This is a genomic window from Halogeometricum sp. S3BR5-2 (assembly GCF_031624635.1).
Classification (GTDB): domain Archaea; phylum Halobacteriota; class Halobacteria; order Halobacteriales; family Haloferacaceae; genus Halogeometricum; species Halogeometricum luteum.
This window is the reverse complement of sequence record NZ_JAMQOQ010000005.1, coordinates 331,854-351,103: the sequence shown is the minus strand read 5'-3', so window position 1 is coordinate 351,103 and position 19,250 is coordinate 331,854. Positions and strand designations below refer to the sequence as shown.

The window sequence follows — 19,250 nt, the reverse complement described above, 5'->3', positions numbered from 1 at the left end:
GCGTCAGAAGCGGTCGACGGAGAACCGGTCGAGGTCCGCGTTCTCCATCCCCGGCACCTCGCCGCGCACGACGTCGGCGACCACTTTCCCGCTGTACGGTCCCAACTGGAGACCCGTGGGTCCGTGCCCCGTGCAGAGGTAACCCCCCTCCACGCCCGGGACGGCGCCCAAGACGGGCAGACCGTCGGGGGTCAGCGGCCGGAGGCCGACGCGCGAGGCGCGGAGCGAGGCGTCTGCGAGGCCGGGGGCGACGCGGAGCACCTCGTCGAACACCTCGCGCAGGCCCTTCACCGTCGTGTGCGGGACGAACCCGGACCCCGCCTCGCGGGTCGCGCCGGCGGCGACGCGGCCGTCGTCCCACGACACCATGTAGTGACCCCGAAAGGGGCTCACGATGGGCCAGCCGTCGGTATCGGCGTCCACGTCGAGGTGGACGATTTGCCCGCGTTGCGGTTCGACGGGCACCTCGACGCCGAGTTGCGACCCGAACGACTCGGACCACGCGCCGCCCGCGACGACGACGTTCTCGGCGTCGATTCGCTCGCCGGAGTCGAGGACGACGCCGTCGACTTCTCGACTTCCGGCCCCGTTCTCGTCTCCGCCACCTCCGAGAACCAACTCCCCTACGCTCGCCTCGCGTTCGGTCAGCCCGTGCGTCCGGCCGGCCCGCCGGAGCGCCGACTCGAACGTCCGCCCGTCGACTCGGGCCGCGTCGTCGTAGTAGAGCGCGCGTTCCACGTCAGCCAGCGGCGGGAACCGCGCCCTCGCTTCCTCGGCGTCGAGTTCCCGCAGCGACCCCGGTTCGGGGACGCCGAAGCGCTCGCGTCGCTCCTCGATGAGTTCCGTCGTCGATTCGAACGCCTCCACCTCGTCGTCGTCGACGGCGACGCTCAGGACGCCGCGTTCGGCGTAGCCGTGCGGGCCGTCCTGCTCGCGTTCGAGCGCCGCGACCAGTTCGTCGTAGTAGCCGACGGCCTCGATAGCGAACTCGACCCACGGTTCGTTGTCCCTGCTGGTCGTCGCCGGCGAGAGGATGCCCGCGCCGGCGTCGGTCGCCCGGCCCTCGTCGCGCCGGTCCGCGAGGAGCGTCTCGACTCCCTCGCGGGCGAGGTGGTAGGCGACGGACGACCCGACGATGCCCCCGCCGACCACGACCGCCTCGTATCGGTCTGTCATACCGACGGCGACGGAATCGGTTCGTGAGAGTGTGTCGATTCCGGCGGTCCGGGGTGGTGACTGTGTCCGTGTGCGCGGAGAGCGACCGAGACGGGGCGTCGCGTCCACGCACACGGACACAGTCGACGCACCGAGCCCGGGCGGCGGCGGCGGAGTCGGTAGAGTCGAACGCTCTGAACGGAATGTAAGACGGTTTTCAGTTCCGGGCACGGTTCCCGCGTGCTGTTTCTATGGGTAGTTTTGGACACTCTCGTTCGGCGTCAGCGATGGGAACGAGACCAGTATTAGAAATTCGAGGGAGAACAGGCTCGAAGCGTCAGTACTGTTTGAGCGCCGAGATATTCCGAGGCGCGGGCAATCGTGGTTATCTCCGTACATGTTGTACGGAGCGGGGTGAGACGCGATGAGAGACCACGATTCCGAAGGCGCGAGGATGCGGGAGAGTTTCCGCCCCGCGCTGAACCGACGCGCGATGATGAGAGCTCTCGGTGCGAGCGCCGTCCTCCCAGCCGTGGCCGGGACCGCGTTCGCTCAAACCACCGACGATGGCGCCGCCGGGGAGGGCGGGCGGGCGATTCGTCCGGGGTTCGGCTACTCGGACCTCGCGGCGAGGGACCCGCCCGTCGAACCGGACCACGAGGTGGTGCTGGACGTCAGGGCCCCGTCCGAGGCGTTCGAGCAGGGCCAGTGGTTCTTCGACCCGGTGGGGTTGTACATCGAACCCGGTGAGACGGTCCGGTTCGACGTCAGACGGGAGATTCACACCGTATCGTCGTACCACCCCGTCTTCGGATACAAGCTACGCGTCCCCCGCGCAGAGCCCGTGATTTCCTCGCCCATCCTCTGGCCGGGCACCTACTTCCTCTATCGGTTCGAACGTGAGGGCGTGTACGACCTGATGTGCCTGCCGCACGAGTTCCTCGGCATGGTCGTGCGAATCGTCTGCGGGTCGGCGACGGGTCCCGGCACCGACCCCATCACGCCGCCGGAAGAAGTCGGGAACGTCACGCTGTATCCGCCGACGGACGTCGGTGCGAAGGTGCTGCGTGCGCCGCAACTCCGCCCGGAGCGGATAATCGAGGCGGGGCGAATCCGCTGGGACGATATCCCGCCGATGTACAGGGGATAGACGGGCGATAGGTTTCCGAGTCGGGTGAGAACCGGATACGCGGTCGACGACGGTCTCACTCGACGTCCGCGCGTCCGCTGGTCGCGCTTCGAATCCGGTCGCGCAGACCGGACCCGTCCTCGACCGGAACCCGCACGTCGAACGACACGTCGGCCTCGTAGGCGGCGTCGAACTCGACGCCGGCGCTCTCTAAGATGCCCCGGACGGTGCCGGAGTCGTCGTAGGCGACCGTCACTGAGAACGTCTCGTGCGGCACCTCCTCGACGATTCCGGCCGCGTCGACGGCGTCCTTCACGCCGCGGGAGTACGCGCGGGCGAGGCCGCCGACGCCGAGGTTCGTGCCGCCGTAGTAGCGCGTGACGACGGCGACGACGTTTCTGAGGTCCTGCTGGACGAGGACGTTCAGGGCGGGCTTTCCGGAGGAACCGGAGGGCTCGCCGTCGTCCGAGGAGTACTCGCGGAGCATCTCCCCCGACCCCGCCGACTCGCCTCCGGCGGGCACGCGGTAGGCGGGCACGTTGTGCGTCGCGTCGGCGTGTCGCTCCCGCACCGCGTCGACGAACGCCTCCGCCTCCTCGACCGTGTTCGCCCGGTCGACGTAGCCGATGAACTCGGAGCCGCGAATCTCGAAATCGGCCTCGCCGGGGCCGGCGACGGTGCGGTAGGCGTCGGTCACGGTGGGAGGTGGAGCGGGTTCGGTCAAAAGGGTTCGGTCGCGACGGAGGGTGATCGAGGCCTCAGTACGTCTCGACCGACACGCCGAGTTTCTCGAAGTCCGCGACGTTCTCGGTCAGTACGGTGTCACCGAAGACGTCGGCCGTCGCGCCGATGTGCGCGTCGTTCCACCCGACACCCGACGCGCCGCCCGCCTCGTCGTCAGCCCGCGCGAGGAGGAGCCCCGCACGCCGGGCAATTTCCTCGTCCAGTTCGATCCGCGGGTAGCCGAGTAGCCTGTTTCTGAGTTCGGACTCCGTCCGGTCGCTCCTGACGGTCGCCACCCCGTAGAAAGCCTCCGCGACCACGGGCGTCGGGAGCCACTGTATCTCGCCACGTTCGACGAGTTCGGTTCCTTTGTCGAACGCGTCCGGGTCGTCGCGCATCAGATCGAACAGATACGTCGAATCGAGAATCATCCGTCGGAGAACGCCTCGCGCGCCGCGTCTTTCTTCTCGACGTCGCCCTCGCGTCGCCGCTTCACCGCCTCTTTCGCCCGCCGCGCCTCGTCGTCCGTGAGAAAGCCTGCGAGGTCCGACGGGTCCGGGCCGCGCGTCAGTCGCCGGAGCGTCTCCTCCATCGTCTCCCCCTCCCGGTTGTGTGATTTGAGGTACCGGTGGTACTCGTCGGAGACGCGAATCGTCTTCGTCATGCCGTATATTCGAATATACGCTCTCAAGAAGATTGCGCCGACTTCGGAGGGCGCCTTCACGCGATGCTGATACGGCGGACGAAAGGGAGTCCGGAGAGTTCGTTCAGCAGGTCCCCCGGGACCGGTTCGTCGGTGACGACGTAGAGTTTCGGGTCGTCGGTGAACTCGGGGTCCTCGCTCACCGTCTGGCGGATGGAGATGTCGCGGTCTGCCAGCCGAGAGGTTATCTCTGCGACGATGCCGGGGGCGTCGGCGTCCGCGACTTCGACGGTGAGAACCGAGAGGTCCAGCACGGGCGCGAGGTCCATCAGGCTGGGAATCGAGGAGATGTTCTGGAAAATGCGGCGGAGTTGCTCGTCGTCGAGGATGGCGCTGGTGGTGGAGTCGACGACGCGGCGGTCGACGCCGATTTCGCGGGCGATGCCGGTGTTCGGAATCTCGATGCCGCCGGAGACGACGCGCCCCTCGTCGTTGACGGAGAACCCCCGTTCGAGGAGGAGGCGGATGACCTCCTGTTGGCTCGGACTGCCCTCGAACTTCCGCATTATCTCGTCGAACATCGCCTTTCCGGGAGATTGGAAGGCGGCGGCATTAATCCCTCGTTCGCCGCCGGAAGGGGACGACCGCGGGAGGGCCGAAATCGGTCCCGTCCCGCGGCGAGAGGCTTTAACCGCCCGCGGTGAGCATCCCGAACCATGCCCATGCGACAGCTTCGCTCGTGTGACTTCTGCGGCGAGGACGCCAGCGGCATCTACGAGGTCCTGCCCGCGGAACTCTCGCCGACCGAAGACGAACAGCGTCGCGTCGTCCTCTGCGACGACTGCCTCCAGACGCTCGAAACCGTCGTCGACCCCCTCCTGGCCCGTCTCGGCTTCGACGCGGCGGCGAGCAGAGACACCGCCGTCGAGGAACGGGGGCGCGGCGAGTCTCCCGAACCGGTCTCCGCGTCGGGGATGAGCAACCGGGAGGGCGACATCACCGAACGCCCCGTCGCCACCTCGACGGCGAACACGGTGGACGCACCGGACGCACCGGACGCCCCGGACGCACCGGACGCGACGGACGCGACGCCGATGACGACCGAAGCCGGAGACGCGGCCCGGAGCGCCGACGGCGGAACCGACGGCGACGACGGGGACGAAGCGGCCCACGGCGAAACGACCGACGTCGACGACGAGGGGAACAGAGCGACGCCGAACGAGGAGACGAGCGACGAGGAGACGTTCGGTGACCGGCCGGCCGAGGACTACGAGGTCGACGAAGAGACGGTAGCCGAAGAGACGGAGGCCGCGACGGACGCCGAGACCCCGGCCGCGACGGAGGACGGCGCTCCCGCGGCCGACGAGGAGCGTCGAGCGGAGACGAGCGACGAGGAGACGTTCGGGGACCGACCGGCCGAAGATTACGAGGTCGACGACGCCGACAGGCGGCAGTCCGCCGACGACCCCGCCGAGGACTACGAAGTCGAAGACGACGTGGGGGAGGGCGTGGCGGCGGCGAGCGAGGAACTGGACGACGCGGAGGCCATCGAGGCCGAACCGGAGAAGTTCCGGCGGGTGATGCGCCTGCTGAACAACCGCGACCTTCCGGTCGAACGCGACGAGTTCGCCGACGTCGCCGCCGGCGCGTACGACCTCGATCGCTCGGAGGTTGACGCCATCATCGACTACGCGATTCGGCGCGACGTGCTGGAGGAAGAGGACGGACGACTTCAGAAAGCCTGAGCGGGGAGCTAGAGCGCCCCCTTCGTGCTCGGGGTGTCGCTGCGCCGCGGGTCCACGCGCGTCGCGTCGTCCAGTGCGCGGGCGAGCGCTTTGAACAGCGCCTCGGCCTCGTGGTGGGCGTTGTCCCCCTCGATTTCCGTGTGCAGCGTCAGGCCGGCGTGCATCGCCAGCGAGTAGGCGAAGTGCCGGGCCATGTCGCTCGTGAAGTCGCCGATTTCGTCCTGCGAGAACGCGCCGTCGAAGTCGAAGTACGGGCGGCCGCTCACGTCCACGACGACGCCCGCGACGGCCTCGTCTAAGGGGACCTTCCGGTCGGCGTACCGGACGATGCCGCGCTTGTCACCGAGGGCTTCTTCGAAAGCGTCGCCGAGGACGATGGCCACGTCCTCGACGGTGTGGTGGTCGTCGATGTGCAGGTCGCCGTCGCACTGGACGGTCAGGTCGAACAGCCCGTGCTTGGCGAACGCTTCGAGCATGTGGTCGAAGAACCCGACGCCGGTGTCGACGACGCTGTCCCCGTCGCCGTCGACGCGCAGCGTCACGTCGATGGTCGTCTCGGCCGTCTCGCGGGAGATGGCGGCGGCGCGCGAGGCGGCCCCGGCGTCTCGGTCCGGGTCCGCGTCGGAGTCGGCGTCGTCGGTCATACCGGCGTGTCGTCGCGGGGCGGTATCACGGTTGCGCTCTCGGAACAACGGGGTCGTTCGTCGGTCGGTATCACGTCCCGACGTCCGTCACGAGGCGTCGGGGTCGGATTCGACGCCGTCCGAATCGCCGAGGGGGAACAGCCCCGTCGCCATCAGGCGGCGGACGATGGTCACGAGGCCGTTGTCGAACCCGCGTCCGAACACCGCCTGCTCGGGGGCGCTCTCCGTCCCGTCGGGCCGGTGTGCGGTACTCACGAGGATGGTCGAGCGGTCGACTAACAGGAGTCGAGTGATCTCCGTCTCGTCACCCGACATCGCCGGACGCAACCAGTCCAGCCCCGAGACGAACGCCTCAGCGTTCGGGAGCGTTCCGCGTACCTCCTCCTGCAACGCCTCGGAGACGGTCCCGACGATGACGTCGACGCCGCGGTCCTGAGCGGACTCCAGACGGCCGGTCAACTGGTCGGTCAGCGTCTCCTCGGTGCCGACGATGAGGACGACTTCCCGTTCGGCCTCGTCGATGAGTTGCGTCGCCCGAGTCGCGATGGCCGCGTGTCCGGAGAGCGCCCACACCTCGTGCGAGACGTCGACGTCGTCGTCGACGGTGGCCGAGTCGATGCCGCGAAGGGTCTCTCGGAGCGAGTCCGTCCGCGACTCGTACTCGGACCGGAGCGTCTCCGCCGCCTCCTCGATGGGCACCGCGCGAAACCGCTGCGGATTCGAGTGCTGTATCTCGACGAGCCCCTTCGTTTCGAGCACCCTGACCGCGTCGTAGACGCGGGTTCGGGGTACCTCGGATATCTCGCTGATTTGTTTCGCGGTTCCGCTCGGAAGCTGTGAGAGCGCGACGAAGCACTTCGCTTCGTACTCTTTCAGCCCGAGCTTCTGGAGCAGTTCGATCGCTCGTTCGACGTTTGTTAGGTCATCCATGGGTCCCAACCTCATAGACCGGCTATCCAGTCGCTACCTCGCAGTTCAATGTCGCGACGAAAGACGTTTCCGCTCCAGCGCGTCGTCCTCGGAATCGATACGGCGAGTGTCAGAGACGTGTTATCTACGTCGGTGAACGACTTGAAAACTGGGTTCACTCAGATAATCACAGGATTCTTTCTATGAATATCGATGCAGGGGGGGGCACACTGCGTCCCGACGTTCCGTTCACTCACTTAATCACAATACAAATATACCGAAGGAGAACGCAGCGGTAGATAGCGTACGGCCCGACTGGGTCCCAACCTCACTGCGGCCGTGCGCCGAAACTGCCTCCGGGCAGTTTCGGAACGAGAGATCGTGCCACCATGCCCACAGATTCTCCGACCGCTCCGGACGCCGTCGCCGTCGAACAACTCGAAGCCATCGGGCTGAGTAGCTACGCCGCCAGGACGTTCGTGGCGCTGGCCAGCCTCGGAAGAGGGACCGCACGGGACGTCAGCGACGTATCCGACGTCCCCCGAACGCGCGTGTACGACGCCGTCAAGGAACTGCGGGAACGGGGGTTGGTCGACGTACGGCAGTCCTCTCCCAAGCAGTTCTGGGTCGTCTCCTCGGAGACGACCAGACGGCGGCTCGAACGCGAGTACACCCGCCGACTGGACAGACTGATCAACGCGTTGAACGACGTCGAACCGGCGTCGGCGACGGCCGAACAACGCGGCGTCTGGACCGTCACCGGGCGCGAGACGATCGCCGACCGCGTCACCGAGCTCGTCGAGACCGCGACCGACGAAATCGCGATCATGACGGTCGAAGAACTCCTCACCGAGGAGATAGTCGCTCGGCTTCGCGCGGCCGCCGACCGCGGCGTCACTGTCCGGGTGGCCGGACTCTCCGAGTCCGTACAGGGGGATATCCAAGACGCGGTCCCGGACGCAGAACTGTTCGAATCGCTGTGGGTGTGGTCGGAGACCCCCGCCGGTCGGCTCCTGATGGTCGACGGGAAGAAGACGCTCGTGAGCGTCCTCGTCCGAGGGAACGGCGACCACCCGCCGGAACCCCGCGACGAAACGGCCATCTGGGGAGCGGGCGAAACCAACAGTCTAGTCGTCGTACTGAGGGCCATGTTCACGTGGCAGCTCGGAAGCGACGAGAGCGACGAACGCACCCGCGGCTGAGTGCGCGAGGACTCCCGAAGCGACGCTCTCGACCCGCGTCGTCACTATCGGACGAGCGACGCGTCGGCGGGGACCGCCGGCAGACGCGCGTGTACCCCGTCAGTTATCGGGGGGGTTCACGGATTCGTTCCGCTTGGAGCCGCCGAGGTATCGTCCGAGGAGGTTGGCGGTTCCGCGTCGCAGCGTCTGCGAGGTTGCGGTATCCGAGACGTCGAACTCGTCGGCGAGTTCCGTCAGCGGCATCCGCCTCGGAATGTCGAAGTACCCGCCTTCCCACGCCCGTCGGAGCACTTTTCGCTGCGTCGGTGTCAGACGGTCCTCCGACGCGTTGACCGCCGGCTCGGACGCGCTGATGCGATGGATGGTTATCGGATACGCGGAGTCGTCGTACGTCACGTAGAACTTCGACATCGTCACGCGGTCCGGGAACCGAATCGCCAGATGCCACTTCCCGTCGTGCGAACTGGCCCGGAGGAGCGCGCCGTCGAACTCTCGGATACGCTGGAACAGGTCGGGCAACGTCTCGCCCCACGAGAGTCGATAGACCACTCCGTCCTCCACCTCGTCGACGCGGAGGACGTCCTCGACGATAGGGCGCTCCCGGAACGCGGCCGCCGTCGACGCCGCGTCCTCGTCCGAAACGACGACCAAGGAGGTACAGTCCGAAGCGAACACGGTGCGCTCGAATTCGACGGTGAGCGACGGGAGAGACGCCTCGGGAGCGACGAGTCCCAACGCGCCGACCGGTACCGAGAGTTCTAGCAGCATCTCACCACGACTCCGCGGGCAGGGGGAACGCCCCGATCCGGGCGGCGGCGATGGCCGCGTGCGATTCATCCTGGCTGAAGGGGGTGGCCGGCTGTCGACGGCCGGTAACAAGTCTTCGTGGCGACTCGGTCGAGACTGACGTTGTATCGAAGTACATCTGAATTTTTCACCCTGTTCCCGCGGGTACGCTCCGCGACGAACAGTGGTACAGAAGACGTTTACACGTCTGAAGTCCCTGTCGTTACTTCACATCGTCACACTACCGGGTCTCGCATCGTCGGGACATCCGGACGTTCAGTGCATGCCGCTTGCATACCGTCTGACGGGTGTCTGCCGGATATTCATGCGTCTCGGGCCGTCAAGAGAGTAGTAGCCATGCGCATGAAGGGAGCGGCGGTGGCGCTGTACACGCTGACGCTCGGATGCCTCCTGCTGTTCGCGCAGTCCGGCACCGGGACCGCGCTCGGCGTCGCGCTGATCGCCCTCGTGTCGACGGCCGCGGTGGCGAGAGTCACCACCGACCGGCCGGCGCGCGGGAAGCGACGGCGGGACGTGGAGTGACCGGACCGGCGATGCGGCGAGAACAGCGCGCGGCCGCGAGCGCGCGACTCGGCCCCGAACGCGCGACGAGCGGCGAGGACTCCCGTTACTCGCGGCCCGCCGCCTGCGCTTCTCCGAGCGTGAACGTCCCCTCGTAGAGGGCCGTCCCGACGACGACGGCCGCCGCGCCCGCCTCTTTCAGTGCTCGAACGTCGGAGAGCGACGCGACGCCGCCGGAGGCGACGACCGGGATGTCGACGGCGTCGACGACCCGACTCGTCACGTCGGTCTGAACCCCTTCTAACCGCCCCTCGACGTCCACGTCGGTGAACAGTATCGCGCCCGCGCCGAGGTCCTCGTAGCGCGCGGCGGCCTCGGCGGGGTCCAGCCCCGTTCCCTCGGTCCACCCCGAGACGACGACCTCTCCGTCCTTGGCGTCGAGGCTCACCATCACCGAGTCGGGGTGCGACTCGCTTATCTCGCCCACTATCTCCGGCGTCTCGACGGCCGCGGTGCCGAGGATGACGCGTTCGACGCCGAGTTCGAGCAGTTCGACCGCGTCGTCGGCCGACCGGATGCCGCCGCCCAACTGGACGGGCACGTCGACGGCCTCGACCACCGCCTCCACCGCGTCGGCGTTCTTTCGCTCGCCCTCGAACGCGCCGTCGAGGTCGACGAGGTGGAGCGTGCGCGCCCCCTCGTCGACCCAGCGCTCCGCGGCCTCGACCGGGTCGCCGTAGCGCGTCTCGGTGCCGCGTTCGCCCTGCACCAACTGGACGACTTCGCCGTCCTGCATGTCCACCGCGGGGACCACCTCGAACGTCGGAAACGCCTCCGTCATACCGGAGCGTGAACGCCCGGCGCGCGTAAAGTCACCGGAGACGGCTGACGTGCGGGCGCGGGTCGGGGCCGGGTCGACGCGGCCGCCGGGGAGCGGACCGGCCCCGGAACGTCAGCCGCGAGGGGCGAAAACGTGGACATCGTTCGGGAGAGACGCGAGCGATTCGAAGGAATCGATTCGCAACCGCTTTGACGCCGGACGAATCAAAAGGAGGTAATGAAGCTGTTCGGCTCGAGCGGGACCCGGGGCGTGGTGGGTGACGGTCTCACGCCCGAGTTCGTCCTGCGAGTCGCGAAGGCGGCCGGAACAGTCTGGGCGTCGGACCGTGCGGTGGTCGCGCGGGACACCCGAACGACGGGCGAGATGTTCTCCGACGCGGCGACGAGCGGCCTCGCCAGCGTCGGCGTCGACGTGGACGTGCTCGGACCCGTCCCGACGCCGGGCGTCGTCCGCTACTGCGAGGTGGAGGAGGTTCCGGCCGTCGTCGTCACCGCCTCGCACAACCCGCCGGAGTACAACGGCATCAAACTCGTCGGCGACGACGGCGTCGAACTCTCCGTGTCCGACTTAGAGCGCATCGAAGAGCACATCCTCGCGGAGGACTTCGCCACCGCGGCGTGGGACGAGGTGGGCGAGATACGCGAGGTCGACTCCGCGAACCGCGAGTACGTCGAGGACCTCCTCGCCGCGGCCGACCGCGAGGCCATCGCCGACGCCGGCCTGACCGTCGCCCTCGACCCCGGCCACGGCGCCGGGTGTCTCACCAGCCCCGAGTTCTTCCGCGAACTCGGCTGCGAGGTGGTGACCGTCAACGCCAACGCCGACGGCCGCTTCCCCGGTCGCGAGTCCGAACCGGTCGGCAGCAAACTCGGCGACCTCTGCCGCCTCGTGAAGGCCAGCGACGCCGACGTCGGCGTCGCCCACGACGGGGACGCCGACCGGGCCGTCTTCGTCGACGAGCACGGCGAGTTCGTCGCCGGCGAGGCGTCGCTGGCCGCCCTCGCCGCGGCCCACCTCGGGCCGAACGACACCACCGTCGCCGCGGTCAACGTCTCCCAGCGACTCGTCGACGTCTGCGAGGAGACGGGCGCGGACCTCGAACTGACGCCCATCGGCGCGACGAACATCATCACTCGAATCCGGGACCTCTGGGCGCGGGGCGAAACCGTCCCCGTCGCCGGCGAGGGCAACGGCGGGGTCTTCTTCCCGGACTACCGCCTCGTCCGCGACGGCGCCTACACCGCCGCGAAGTTCCTCGAACTCGTCGCCGAACGGCCGACGAGCGAGGTGGTCGCCCCGTACTCCGACTACGTGAACGTCCGCGTCAACCTCCCCTACGAGAGCGACGCGGAACTCGAAGCGATGCTCGACGCCGCCCACGAGTACGCCGAAGCGTCCGAGGCGACGCCGAACACGACGGACGGCTACCGCCTCGACTACGGCGACGCGTGGGTGCTCGTGCGCCCCTCCGGCACCGAACCGAAGGTGCGCGTCTACGCCGAGGCGCGGAACGAAGAGCGCGCCACCGAACTCGCGTCGGGCGCCGAAGAGGCGCTGAAAGACGCGCTCGACCGGGTCTGATTCCGTCACGCGGTCGGAAGAAGCAGCGCGTCGATGGGGCCGGCACCGCGGACGCGCCGACGGCCGAGACCGTTCAGTCCTCGTCGAGTTCGGCGGTCAGGTTCTCGCGCGCCTCGCGGAGTTCGCGCAGGTCCGTCTCGACGGCGCCCGAGCGCAGTCGGTCGAGTTGGTCGTCCGTCAGTTCCGTGCGGGCGCGCGCCGCCGTCCGGAGGCGGTCGTACTCCTCCAACTGAGTCAGTTTCCGAACCTCGCGCAGACGGGCTATCGTCTCCTCGTCCGCGAAACGGTTCAAGACCGAGATGAGTTCGTCCGCGCGGCGACGGAGCGTCTCGGCCGGCGGCGGCGGGAACGACACGCGCAGGGGGTCGGCGTCGAGGCGTTCGAGGTACGTCCGGTGGACGGCGACGGCCGTCTGGAGGGCCGCCGGGTCCTCGGCGTAGTGGTCGAGTTTCGACCCCGTGTAGTCGGCGAACTCCAGCAGTTGCGGAATCGGTTCGTCGGCGTCGGGGCTCTCGCGGACGAACTCCCGGAGGTCCCGCGGCGGCGTCCGGTAGTCGACGAGCGAGTACCACTCGGTCGCCTCGATAGTCGTGACAACCTCGTACGCCGACTCCTCGCGCTTGTACGTCCGGAACTCCTCGGTCACGGCGTCGTTGTACGCCTCGACGGGGTCGCGGAGGCGTTCGACGGGCGCCTCGACGTCCGCCTCGCCGAGTTCGAGCAGTCGCTCCAGTTCCTCGAGGCGGGCGTCGATGTCCTTCCGACGGAGTTTCGCGTCGCGTTGGGCCGACGACAGTTCCTCGCGCGCCTCGCGCCTGCGGTCGAGGCTGTCGACGGCGGAAGCGGCGGGTTCGAGGTCCTCGCGCGCGCCCTCGAAGTCGCGTTCGCGGAGGCGGCGGCGGTCCAGTCGGTCGGCCGCGGCCTCGAACGCGTCGCGGTACGGCAGGTCCTCCGGGAGGTCCTCGACGAGTCCGAGGAACTTGTCCTGGAACTCGACGTACGCCTGGAAGTCGCCGGACCCCACGGCGGAGTCCTCGTAGCGGTCGAGGAGGCGCGTCGCCTTCCGGTAGGCGTCGGCGGCGGCGACGACGGACTCCTCGCCCGTCTCCGCGACCGACTCCTCCGCGTCGTCGCGGGCCTCGCGCGCCGCCGCGAGTCGTTCGCGCAGGTCCTCGGCCTCGGCCGCGGTGGGAGTCGAATGTTCGTCGGTCATCTCGAATCAGTAGACGTCGTCGGGGTCGTACACCTTCTCGCCGACGTGTTCGCCGTCGACGGTGCGGTAGAAACAGGAGCGGTGGCCCGTGTGGCAGGCGCCGCCGGTCTGGTCGACGAGGTAGAGGAGGGTGTCGGCGTCGCAGTCGACGCGGACCTCCTCGACCGACTGGGTGTGCCCGCTGGTCGCCCCCTTCTCCCAGAGTTCGTCCCGACTGCGGGAGTAGTAGTGCGCGCGGCCCGTCTCGCGGGTGCGTTCGAGGGCTTCGGGCGAGACGTACGCGAGCATCAGCACTTCGCCGGAGTCTGCGTCCTGCGCGACCGCGGGGACGAGACCGTCCGCCCCGAAATCGACCTCGACGTCGTCTGTCATCGACTGTGGACACGTGATTCCGGCCGATATGTCTTGTGTACCGGTGGCAGCCCTCGAATCGCGGACTATCGACCGTCAGTCCGCTCCGTCGCTCGCCGCACCGGTGGACTCCGCCGTCGAACCGGAGGCGGCGGTGCCTCGGCGTCCGAGGGCGATGCCGGCGCCGACGGCGGCGAGTACCGCCCCGAAGACGAGGGCGACCAGCGCCCACCGGAGCGAGTCGGGGAGGGGGAGGCCGGCGTGGACGCCCATCGTCCCGACGACGGAGAGGAGGACGGCCGGAACGGCGTTCGCCAGCGAGACGCCCTCGGACCCCCGCGTCCACGTCTCCCGCTCCCGATACGTGAGCGCCCCCGCGACGCCCCAGACGAACGCCGCCGTCGCCGCGAGCAACGGGTCCGGGTACAGGACGTACGAGACGACGCCGCCGAACAGACCGCCGACGAGTGCGACGGCGCGAGTGGTGCGGGACACGTCCGACCGTTGGGGCGCGCGGGAGAAAAGTGTCGCGTCGGCGAAACGTGAGGGCCGCGTTTGCGAGGTGTGCTCAGACCAGACCGAGCGCTCCGACGACGCCGAAGACGATGTCGCCGTAGGTGAACGCGACGACGGTGCCGAAGAACATGGGGACGAGGAACGGGATGCCGGGCGAAATCCACACCTCCTCGCGGGAGGAGACCACCTGCAGACCGTCGCGGAGTTTCTCCGGCGTCGTCCCGTACGCCGTCGAGTCGATGTCTTCGAGGAACGCCTCGGCGCCCCACGGGTCCTCCGCCTCGACGGTCCCGCCGTCGACGGCCATCCCGTCGCCGACGGCGCCGTCCGTCGGGTCGTGCGTCTCGGTGATGCTGTCCGGGTCGCGGAGTCTGTCGGGGCCTTCGCGGAGTTCCGTCAGCGTGAGGCCGCGCCAGCGGAGGTACATCCGCAGGGCGTCGATGTCGAGGCCGTTCCTCGTGTAGCCCGTGGTCGTCTCGAACAGGCGGCCGTGCGCCGTCGACAGCGAGGGGACCGACACGCGGCGGCCGAGGAACATGAGGGGGAGTTCGACGCTCCCGTCGAGGAGGTTCCGGACGCCGAGGGCGAGCGGATATCCCGCCGCGAGCACGACGGTGTTCGTCAGGACGGTCATCGAGAACACGCCGAGCGTCGTTCTGACGACCGGGAGTCCGAACCCCGGCAGGAGGTACCGCGGGAACGTCGGCAGCAGTATCGAAATGGCGATGAGCGCCTTCGCGTCGGCGCCGCCGAACCCGCCGAGTCGCCAGAACACGTACGAGAGGGGCGCGACGAAGAGGAGGCTGATTCCGACGCGGAGGAAGTACAACTGGTCGACGGGCCTGAAGGCGAGATGCCCGAGCGAGTCCCACGCGAGGAGCACCGCGCCGAGGGCGACGAGCGGATACCAGACGACGGAGGGCACCCGCCGCGTCTCGATGTCCCGCCACGCCGCCCACCCGAGGAGGGGCAGAACGACGAGACGGAGGAGGTCCGGTACGGAGGCGAACATACAGGTCGAACGAGTCCGGGGGGAGTTAGCGTTTTGGAATGTTGAGACGCCGGCACCGCGAGGCGGAGGTGCGCCTCCGGGCGTGGCGTTCGGAGAGTGAGTGTCGCACGGGTCCGTCGACGGGGTCGACGGTTCGGCGTCCGCGTAGGAGCGCGGCGTTACGTCGTCGCCGTCACTGCTCGACGGCGACGTGCAGCGTCGACTGAATCCACGCGTGGTGGTTCTCGGTGTCCTGGATGACGGTGACGGTGCCGCCGTCGTCGTTGTACTGGATGTATCTGTAGCGGTCGGTGCGTCCGGGTTCCGTGTCGGTGTTCGTGGGCATCTGGTTGCGTGTGCGTATGCGTTCGCGTTCGTGGTCGGATGCGCTGTTCCCCTTCAGCCGTCGCGCCGACCGTTCTCGCCGTCGTCCATCCACGCCGTCCTGCAGGCGTCGCCGCAGAACAGGTAGACGGTCGAGGAGTCGTCCGGAGCGATGGCGGCCGGATGCCGGCGCGTCGGGTCGACCGCCTCCCCGCAGGCGGCGCACAGTTTCCCGTCCGCGTCGGCGTCCGAGCGGCGACACTCCTCGGCGACTTCGTCGTCCCGGCGGCGTCCCTCCTCGGCGGCTTCGTCGTCCGGATACCGCATCAGCGTCCACCTGCCGACGGTGACGCGTCCGACGCGGAACTCGGTCGACTCGGACCCTCCGTCGGGACGGTCCGTCGAGTTACCGGACGTCGGCATCGCCTCGGCCGCCCGCCGCCGACCCCACGTCGACGGCGGAAGCGGCGGGGTACTCGGACTCGAACGTCGCCGTCGTCGCCGCGCGGGTCGCGGAGACGGTTCCGTCGCTCCCGACGGTCACGTCGCAGTTCTCGTATCGGAACGACAGGCTGGCGTCGTGTCGGACGGTCCCGGACGGCGCGGAGTCGAACAGCGTCTCGACGGCGTCGGTGTCGACGACGGCCCCCAGCGGTTCGAGTTCGAGCGGGTCGGTGGCCGTGAGTTCCGACACGGCATCGATTACGGCGAAACAGACGTCTCCCTCAGAACTGACGCAGACGGTTTGACACTCACTCATTGACAGCTCATACTATCGCGTCCGGCCCCATGTTCCTATGGCGTATCTGGATATCCCCCCGGGCGGTCGGGGCGCTATACTGATTCATCGTCCGGTCGCTGCTCCCCGAACACGAGCGAGAACAGTTCGTACTCGCCCTTCCGAACGTGCCGGTTCACCGTCGGCTGTGAGACGTCGAGGAGTTCCGCGACCTGTTTTCCGGTCGCCTTCCGGGGCCAGTCGAAGAAGCCCGCGAAGTACGCCGTCCGGAGCACCTCCTCCTGTCGGTCCGTGAGGCGCTTGCGGTAGAGCGCGCGGAACTCCGATTCGGTCTGGATGGGCCGTTCGAGTTCGCGGCGGGCGACGAGTTCGACCCCGTCGTACGTCCGGAGGAGCATGTCGAGGAACGCCCGGATGTCGCCGGTCCGCGGGAGTTCGACGGTGAGCGTCGCGCCGTCGGGCGTCGCCGTGAACCCGGTGGGGTGCGCGCCGTAGTCGAGGAGCGCACCGAAGAAGTTCCCGTCCTCCAACGTGGCCTCGTACAGGTGGCCGTCGTCGCGTTCGGAGATGAGGCTCGCGTTCCCGATGGTCGTCAGTTGCGAGGAGACGGACAGCGCCTCGTCGGGGTCGATGCCGTCGACGACGAAGAAGATGCGAACCTCGCCGTCGCCCCGTTCGACCAGCGCGTCGAGTTCGAACGTGCTCTCGGTCTCTCGCGGCAGCGTGACGGGCGGGATGTCCACGTCGTCCATCCGGAACTCCAGTTCCACCGCCCGGTCGCTGACGAGCGCCTTGCGCCGTTCGAGGGCGTTGATGGCGAAGCCGATGGTCTTGCCGAGTTCCTCCAGCACGTTCACCTCCAGGTCGTCGAAGACGCCGGGTTCGCCCGCGTACAGGTTCAACACGCCGTACATCGTCTCCTTGTACACGAGCGGGATGGAGATGGAGGCGCGGAACCCCCGCTGGAGCGCCTTCGCGCGCCACGGTTCGAACGGCGGGTCGGTGTGGAGGTTGTTCTGCACCTGCGGTTCGCGCGTTCGGACCGCCCGACCGGCCGGTCCCCGACCGGTCGGACTGTCGTCGACGGTGACGGTTATCTCCTCTAAGTAGCCGCGGCCGACGCCGGCGGACGCGCGGGGGACGAGGTCCCCGTTTACGGTCTCCTGTTCGCCGATCCAGACGAACCGGTAGGGGTCGGCGTTGGCCAACTGCGTGCAGACGACCTGCTCTATCTCCTCGCGGGAGGTCGCCTCCGTGAGCGCCCGCGTCAGGTCGCGGATGACGGTGTTGATGCGGTTCACGCGCTCTAAGGTCGCCGTGCGCGCCTCCAACTCCGCTTTCTGTTCGCGCAGCGTCTGCTCTCTGTCGGTGCGTTCGAGGGCGGCGCGCACGTTGGCGACGAGGATGTTCGCCAGGACGACGTCCGTCTCGGAGAACGCGCTCGCCTCCGTGCGACCGCTGACGAAGACGCCGTACTTGCCGATGGGGAGGACGATGGCGCTCCGGAGCGGCGACTCCGAGGACTCCTCGGCGGCCAGGTCGTCGTACACCGCGCTGGTGCTGCTGGCGTACACCCGCCACGGCACGTCGGAGTCCGGGCCGAACAGCGACCCGTCGCCGACGTACTCCTCGGCGGCGTCGGTGCGCGCGGTGACGACGAGTTCGCCCCCGTCGTCGTACAGTTTGATGTCCGAGAGGGGGAGTTCCAGCGTCTCCGCGGCCGCCCGGACGGCCAGTTCGCACACCTCCTCGGCCGTCTCGGCGGTCGTCAGCGCCTGCGCCGTCTCGTTGAGCGAGGCGAGTTGCGACTCCCTACGCTGTCGCTCGGTGACGTCGCGGACGACGCCGACGCGGCCGTACGTCCCGTCGCCCAAGGGGAACGGCGAGATGCGCGTCTCCGTGGGGACGTCCCCCCGCGGCGTCGACACCGTCGTCTCGTACGTGACGGCGTTCCCGTCGTTTCGCAGCAACTCCGCCAGCAGCGACTCGACCTCCTCGTTCGTCTCCTCGTCGGATACGGTCGTCGCCGGTTCGCCGAGCAGTTCCTCCTCGGATCGCCCGACGAGTTCGGTGAACGCCCGGTTGACCGCGACGAACCGGCTCCGGTCGTCGAGGACGTACACGCCGTCCTGGACGGTTTCGACCATCGCCTCGTACCGCTCTAAATCGCGCTCGCGGCGCTTTCGCTCGGTGACGTCGCGGGCGATGCCGACGAAGCGTCGCCCGTCCGTCGAGCCGAGTTCGTTGAACGCGAGGCTCAGCCGTACCTCGTGGCCGTCGCGGTGAACGCCCGGGAGTTCGACCTCCCCCCAGTCGAGGCGCCGTTCGCCCGTCTCCAGATAGCGGGCCAGTCCCCGCCTGTGGCGCGCCCCCATCTCGTCGGGCGTGATGACGTCGAGCGGTTCGCCCACGAGTTCCTCCGGCGCGTAGCCGAGGACGTCCTCGACGGCCGAGTTCACGAACCGGATGGTGTTCTCCTCGTCGATGGAGAGGATGAGGTCCGAGGAGACGTCGAGGAGCGTCTCAAGCGTCTCTCGGGTCTCCCGGGACTCCGCGTCCGTCCGGTCGGGCGGCGCCGTCCGGGCGGCGACGGCGTAGTCGCCGAGGACGGCGGCGCCGTCGGGGCCGGTGTCCCGGACGTACTCGTCGACCCCCGCCTCACGGACCCGGCCGAGGAGTTCAGGCGAGCGTTCGGTATCGAACAGGACCGTCGTGACCGACGGATACCGCGCGGCGACGGACGCGAGGTAGTCCACGCCGTCGTCGGGGGCGGACGGGGCGGCGTCGACGGACGATGTGTCGCCGGCCGGATCCTCTCCGGACGACTCGGCGCCCGAGAGCGTCAGGCGGGCGACCACGCAGTCGACCGACGACTCCGAGAGCGCCGTCTCGGCGGCCGAGACGGTCGTGACGGTCCGAAGCCGGAGGTCCGGGTGCGACTCCCGGAGGGCCGAACGAAGCGCGTCGGCGCGGTCAGGGTCGGGGTCGACGTAGAGGGCGAGGGGTGCGTCTGAGGGCATGGAGGGCGAACGGGTGAACAGCGTTAGCGAAACTATGTGTCTGGCTGTCTGATAAATGGCCCGGCCGCGGCGAACGATGCTGCGGAGGAGCCCCGAGACGGCGTATCGTCGGCTCCGGACCGCGGCACGGATAGGAAATGTATCTGATATGTCTGGTCGGCGCCGTCGGGTCGGCGCCGCGACCGGGGCCCGTCGGCGAAGGGTAATGAGTGGTTT

The 19,250-nt window shown here is 68.6% G+C and carries 22 protein-coding genes; 5 read left to right on the top strand and 17 right to left on the bottom strand.

What is annotated here, in order from left to right:
• Positions 1–3 precede the first annotated feature (3 nt).
• A complete protein-coding gene (locus NDI79_RS18445) occupies positions 4–1,176 on the bottom strand; it encodes an NAD(P)/FAD-dependent oxidoreductase (protein ID WP_310930138.1) in 1,173 nt (390 codons plus the stop codon).
• 472 nt (positions 1,177–1,648) lie between these two features.
• Here NDI79_RS18445 and NDI79_RS18440 point away from each other — a divergent pair, with 472 nt between their 5' ends.
• Entirely contained in the window at positions 1,649–2,305 is a 657-nt protein-coding gene (locus tag NDI79_RS18440) for a cupredoxin domain-containing protein (RefSeq protein WP_310930137.1), read from the top strand.
• Between the two features lie 55 nt (positions 2,306–2,360).
• On the opposite strand, the gene NDI79_RS18435 is transcribed toward NDI79_RS18440, so the two are convergent.
• The 4 genes from NDI79_RS18435 to trpY form a co-directional block, all read right to left on the bottom strand.
• Complete coding sequence (locus tag NDI79_RS18435) at positions 2,361–2,981, bottom strand: IMPACT family protein (RefSeq protein ID WP_310930136.1); 621 nt, start codon at positions 2,979–2,981, stop codon at positions 2,361–2,363.
• A gap of 61 nt (positions 2,982–3,042) precedes the next feature.
• Positions 3,043–3,438, bottom strand: a complete 396-nt coding sequence (locus tag NDI79_RS18430) for a PIN domain-containing protein (RefSeq protein ID WP_310930134.1) — start codon at positions 3,436–3,438, stop codon at positions 3,043–3,045.
• Positions 3,435–3,671, bottom strand: a complete 237-nt coding sequence (locus NDI79_RS18425) for an antitoxin VapB family protein (protein WP_310930132.1) — start codon at positions 3,669–3,671, stop codon at positions 3,435–3,437. The genes NDI79_RS18430 and NDI79_RS18425 overlap by 4 nt, the downstream gene beginning before the upstream one ends.
• A gap of 56 nt (positions 3,672–3,727) precedes the next feature.
• Positions 3,728–4,231: a TrpY family transcription regulator gene (trpY, locus tag NDI79_RS18420; protein ID WP_310930131.1), complete on the bottom strand. Its 504-nt coding sequence runs from the start codon at positions 4,229–4,231 to the stop codon at positions 3,728–3,730.
• Positions 4,232–4,366: 135 nt separating this feature from the next.
• Between trpY and NDI79_RS18415 the strand changes: the two genes are divergently transcribed.
• Complete coding sequence (locus NDI79_RS18415) at positions 4,367–5,395, top strand: hypothetical protein (protein ID WP_310930130.1); 1,029 nt, start codon at positions 4,367–4,369, stop codon at positions 5,393–5,395.
• 8 nt (positions 5,396–5,403) lie between these two features.
• Here the strand turns inward: NDI79_RS18415 and hisB are convergent, their stop codons facing one another.
• Together hisB and NDI79_RS18405 are read right to left on the bottom strand one after the other, a co-directional pair.
• Complete coding sequence (gene hisB / locus NDI79_RS18410; protein ID WP_310930129.1) at positions 5,404–6,039, bottom strand: imidazoleglycerol-phosphate dehydratase HisB; 636 nt, start codon at positions 6,037–6,039, stop codon at positions 5,404–5,406.
• Between the two features lie 87 nt (positions 6,040–6,126).
• A complete protein-coding gene (locus NDI79_RS18405; RefSeq protein ID WP_310930128.1) occupies positions 6,127–6,969 on the bottom strand; it encodes a TrmB family transcriptional regulator in 843 nt (280 codons plus the stop codon).
• A 368-nt stretch (positions 6,970–7,337) separates the two neighbouring features.
• On the opposite strand from NDI79_RS18405, the gene NDI79_RS18400 reads away from it, so the two are divergent.
• Complete coding sequence (locus tag NDI79_RS18400) at positions 7,338–8,150, top strand: TrmB family transcriptional regulator (protein WP_310930127.1); 813 nt, start codon at positions 7,338–7,340, stop codon at positions 8,148–8,150.
• A 99-nt stretch (positions 8,151–8,249) separates the two neighbouring features.
• On the opposite strand, the gene NDI79_RS18395 is transcribed toward NDI79_RS18400, so the two are convergent.
• A complete protein-coding gene (locus NDI79_RS18395; RefSeq protein WP_310930126.1) occupies positions 8,250–8,918 on the bottom strand; it encodes a helix-turn-helix domain-containing protein in 669 nt (222 codons plus the stop codon).
• Between the two features lie 375 nt (positions 8,919–9,293).
• Between NDI79_RS18395 and NDI79_RS18390 the strand changes: the two genes are divergently transcribed.
• A complete protein-coding gene (locus NDI79_RS18390) occupies positions 9,294–9,479 on the top strand; it encodes a hypothetical protein (RefSeq protein WP_310930124.1) in 186 nt (61 codons plus the stop codon).
• Positions 9,480–9,564: 85 nt separating this feature from the next.
• Here the strand turns inward: NDI79_RS18390 and hisA are convergent, their stop codons facing one another.
• The gene (gene hisA, locus NDI79_RS18385) at positions 9,565–10,299 is read right to left on the bottom strand and encodes a 1-(5-phosphoribosyl)-5-[(5-phosphoribosylamino)methylideneamino]imidazole-4-carboxamide isomerase (protein WP_310930123.1); all 735 of its coding nucleotides are present in this window, start codon (positions 10,297–10,299) and stop codon (positions 9,565–9,567) included.
• A gap of 216 nt (positions 10,300–10,515) precedes the next feature.
• Between hisA and glmM the strand changes: the two genes are divergently transcribed.
• Complete coding sequence (gene glmM / locus NDI79_RS18380; protein ID WP_310930122.1) at positions 10,516–11,880, top strand: phosphoglucosamine mutase; 1,365 nt, start codon at positions 10,516–10,518, stop codon at positions 11,878–11,880.
• A gap of 73 nt (positions 11,881–11,953) precedes the next feature.
• Here glmM and NDI79_RS18375 read toward each other — a convergent pair whose 3' ends face one another.
• The 8 genes from NDI79_RS18375 to NDI79_RS18340 all read right to left on the bottom strand — a co-directional run bounded on the left by NDI79_RS18375 (position 11,954) and on the right by NDI79_RS18340 (position 19,034).
• Complete coding sequence (locus tag NDI79_RS18375; protein ID WP_310930120.1) at positions 11,954–13,093, bottom strand: DUF7118 family protein; 1,140 nt, start codon at positions 13,091–13,093, stop codon at positions 11,954–11,956.
• Positions 13,094–13,099: 6 nt separating this feature from the next.
• Positions 13,100–13,465: a phosphoribosyl-AMP cyclohydrolase gene (hisI, locus tag NDI79_RS18370; RefSeq protein ID WP_310930119.1), complete on the bottom strand. Its 366-nt coding sequence runs from the start codon at positions 13,463–13,465 to the stop codon at positions 13,100–13,102.
• A gap of 75 nt (positions 13,466–13,540) precedes the next feature.
• Positions 13,541–13,939 carry a hypothetical protein gene (locus NDI79_RS18365; RefSeq protein WP_310930118.1) on the bottom strand — a complete coding sequence of 133 codons (399 nt, stop codon included), beginning with the start codon at positions 13,937–13,939 and terminating at the stop codon, positions 13,541–13,543.
• Positions 13,940–14,012: 73 nt separating this feature from the next.
• A complete protein-coding gene (locus NDI79_RS18360) occupies positions 14,013–14,972 on the bottom strand; it encodes an A24 family peptidase (RefSeq protein WP_310930117.1) in 960 nt (319 codons plus the stop codon).
• A 172-nt stretch (positions 14,973–15,144) separates the two neighbouring features.
• A complete protein-coding gene (locus tag NDI79_RS18355) occupies positions 15,145–15,297 on the bottom strand; it encodes a hypothetical protein (protein ID WP_310930115.1) in 153 nt (50 codons plus the stop codon).
• A gap of 53 nt (positions 15,298–15,350) precedes the next feature.
• The gene (locus tag NDI79_RS18350; RefSeq protein WP_310930114.1) at positions 15,351–15,698 is read right to left on the bottom strand and encodes a DUF7576 family protein; all 348 of its coding nucleotides are present in this window, start codon (positions 15,696–15,698) and stop codon (positions 15,351–15,353) included.
• A complete protein-coding gene (locus NDI79_RS18345) occupies positions 15,682–16,035 on the bottom strand; it encodes a HalOD1 output domain-containing protein (RefSeq protein WP_310930113.1) in 354 nt (117 codons plus the stop codon). The genes NDI79_RS18350 and NDI79_RS18345 overlap by 17 nt, the downstream gene beginning before the upstream one ends.
• Positions 16,036–16,109: 74 nt before the next feature.
• Positions 16,110–19,034, bottom strand: coding sequence for a bacterio-opsin activator domain-containing protein (locus NDI79_RS18340; RefSeq protein ID WP_310930112.1), 2,925 nt, complete (start codon positions 19,032–19,034; stop codon positions 16,110–16,112).
• Positions 19,035–19,250: the final 216 nt, after the last annotated feature.

Bases quoted from the DNA above. Each gene is read 5' to 3' on its own strand.
- NDI79_RS18445 (WP_310930138.1), bottom strand. From the start codon at position 1,176: ATGACAGACCGATACGAGGCGGTCGTGGTCGGCGGGGGCATCGTCGGG.
- NDI79_RS18440 (WP_310930137.1), top strand. From the start codon at position 1,649: ATGATGAGAGCTCTCGGTGCGAGCGCCGTCCTCCCAGCCGTGGCCGGG.
- NDI79_RS18430 (WP_310930134.1), bottom strand. From the start codon at position 3,438: ATGATTCTCGATTCGACGTATCTGTTCGATCTGATGCGCGACGACCCG.
- NDI79_RS18425 (WP_310930132.1), bottom strand. From the start codon at position 3,671: ATGACGAAGACGATTCGCGTCTCCGACGAGTACCACCGGTACCTCAAA.
- trpY (WP_310930131.1), bottom strand. From the start codon at position 4,231: ATGTTCGACGAGATAATGCGGAAGTTCGAGGGCAGTCCGAGCCAACAG.
- NDI79_RS18415 (WP_310930130.1), top strand. From the start codon at position 4,367: ATGCCCATGCGACAGCTTCGCTCGTGTGACTTCTGCGGCGAGGACGCC.
- hisB (WP_310930129.1), bottom strand. From the start codon at position 6,039: ATGACCGACGACGCCGACTCCGACGCGGACCCGGACCGAGACGCCGGG.
- NDI79_RS18405 (WP_310930128.1), bottom strand. From the start codon at position 6,969: ATGGATGACCTAACAAACGTCGAACGAGCGATCGAACTGCTCCAGAAG.
- NDI79_RS18400 (WP_310930127.1), top strand. From the start codon at position 7,338: ATGCCCACAGATTCTCCGACCGCTCCGGACGCCGTCGCCGTCGAACAA.
- NDI79_RS18395 (WP_310930126.1), bottom strand. From the start codon at position 8,918: ATGCTGCTAGAACTCTCGGTACCGGTCGGCGCGTTGGGACTCGTCGCT.
- NDI79_RS18390 (WP_310930124.1), top strand. From the start codon at position 9,294: ATGCGCATGAAGGGAGCGGCGGTGGCGCTGTACACGCTGACGCTCGGA.
- hisA (WP_310930123.1), bottom strand. From the start codon at position 10,299: ATGACGGAGGCGTTTCCGACGTTCGAGGTGGTCCCCGCGGTGGACATG.
- glmM (WP_310930122.1), top strand. From the start codon at position 10,516: ATGAAGCTGTTCGGCTCGAGCGGGACCCGGGGCGTGGTGGGTGACGGT.
- NDI79_RS18375 (WP_310930120.1), bottom strand. From the start codon at position 13,093: ATGACCGACGAACATTCGACTCCCACCGCGGCCGAGGCCGAGGACCTG.
- hisI (WP_310930119.1), bottom strand. From the start codon at position 13,465: ATGACAGACGACGTCGAGGTCGATTTCGGGGCGGACGGTCTCGTCCCC.
- NDI79_RS18360 (WP_310930117.1), bottom strand. From the start codon at position 14,972: ATGTTCGCCTCCGTACCGGACCTCCTCCGTCTCGTCGTTCTGCCCCTC.
- NDI79_RS18355 (WP_310930115.1), bottom strand. From the start codon at position 15,297: ATGCCCACGAACACCGACACGGAACCCGGACGCACCGACCGCTACAGA.
- NDI79_RS18350 (WP_310930114.1), bottom strand. From the start codon at position 15,698: ATGCCGACGTCCGGTAACTCGACGGACCGTCCCGACGGAGGGTCCGAG.
- NDI79_RS18345 (WP_310930113.1), bottom strand. From the start codon at position 16,035: ATGAGTGAGTGTCAAACCGTCTGCGTCAGTTCTGAGGGAGACGTCTGT.
- NDI79_RS18340 (WP_310930112.1), bottom strand. From the start codon at position 19,034: ATGCCCTCAGACGCACCCCTCGCCCTCTACGTCGACCCCGACCCTGAC.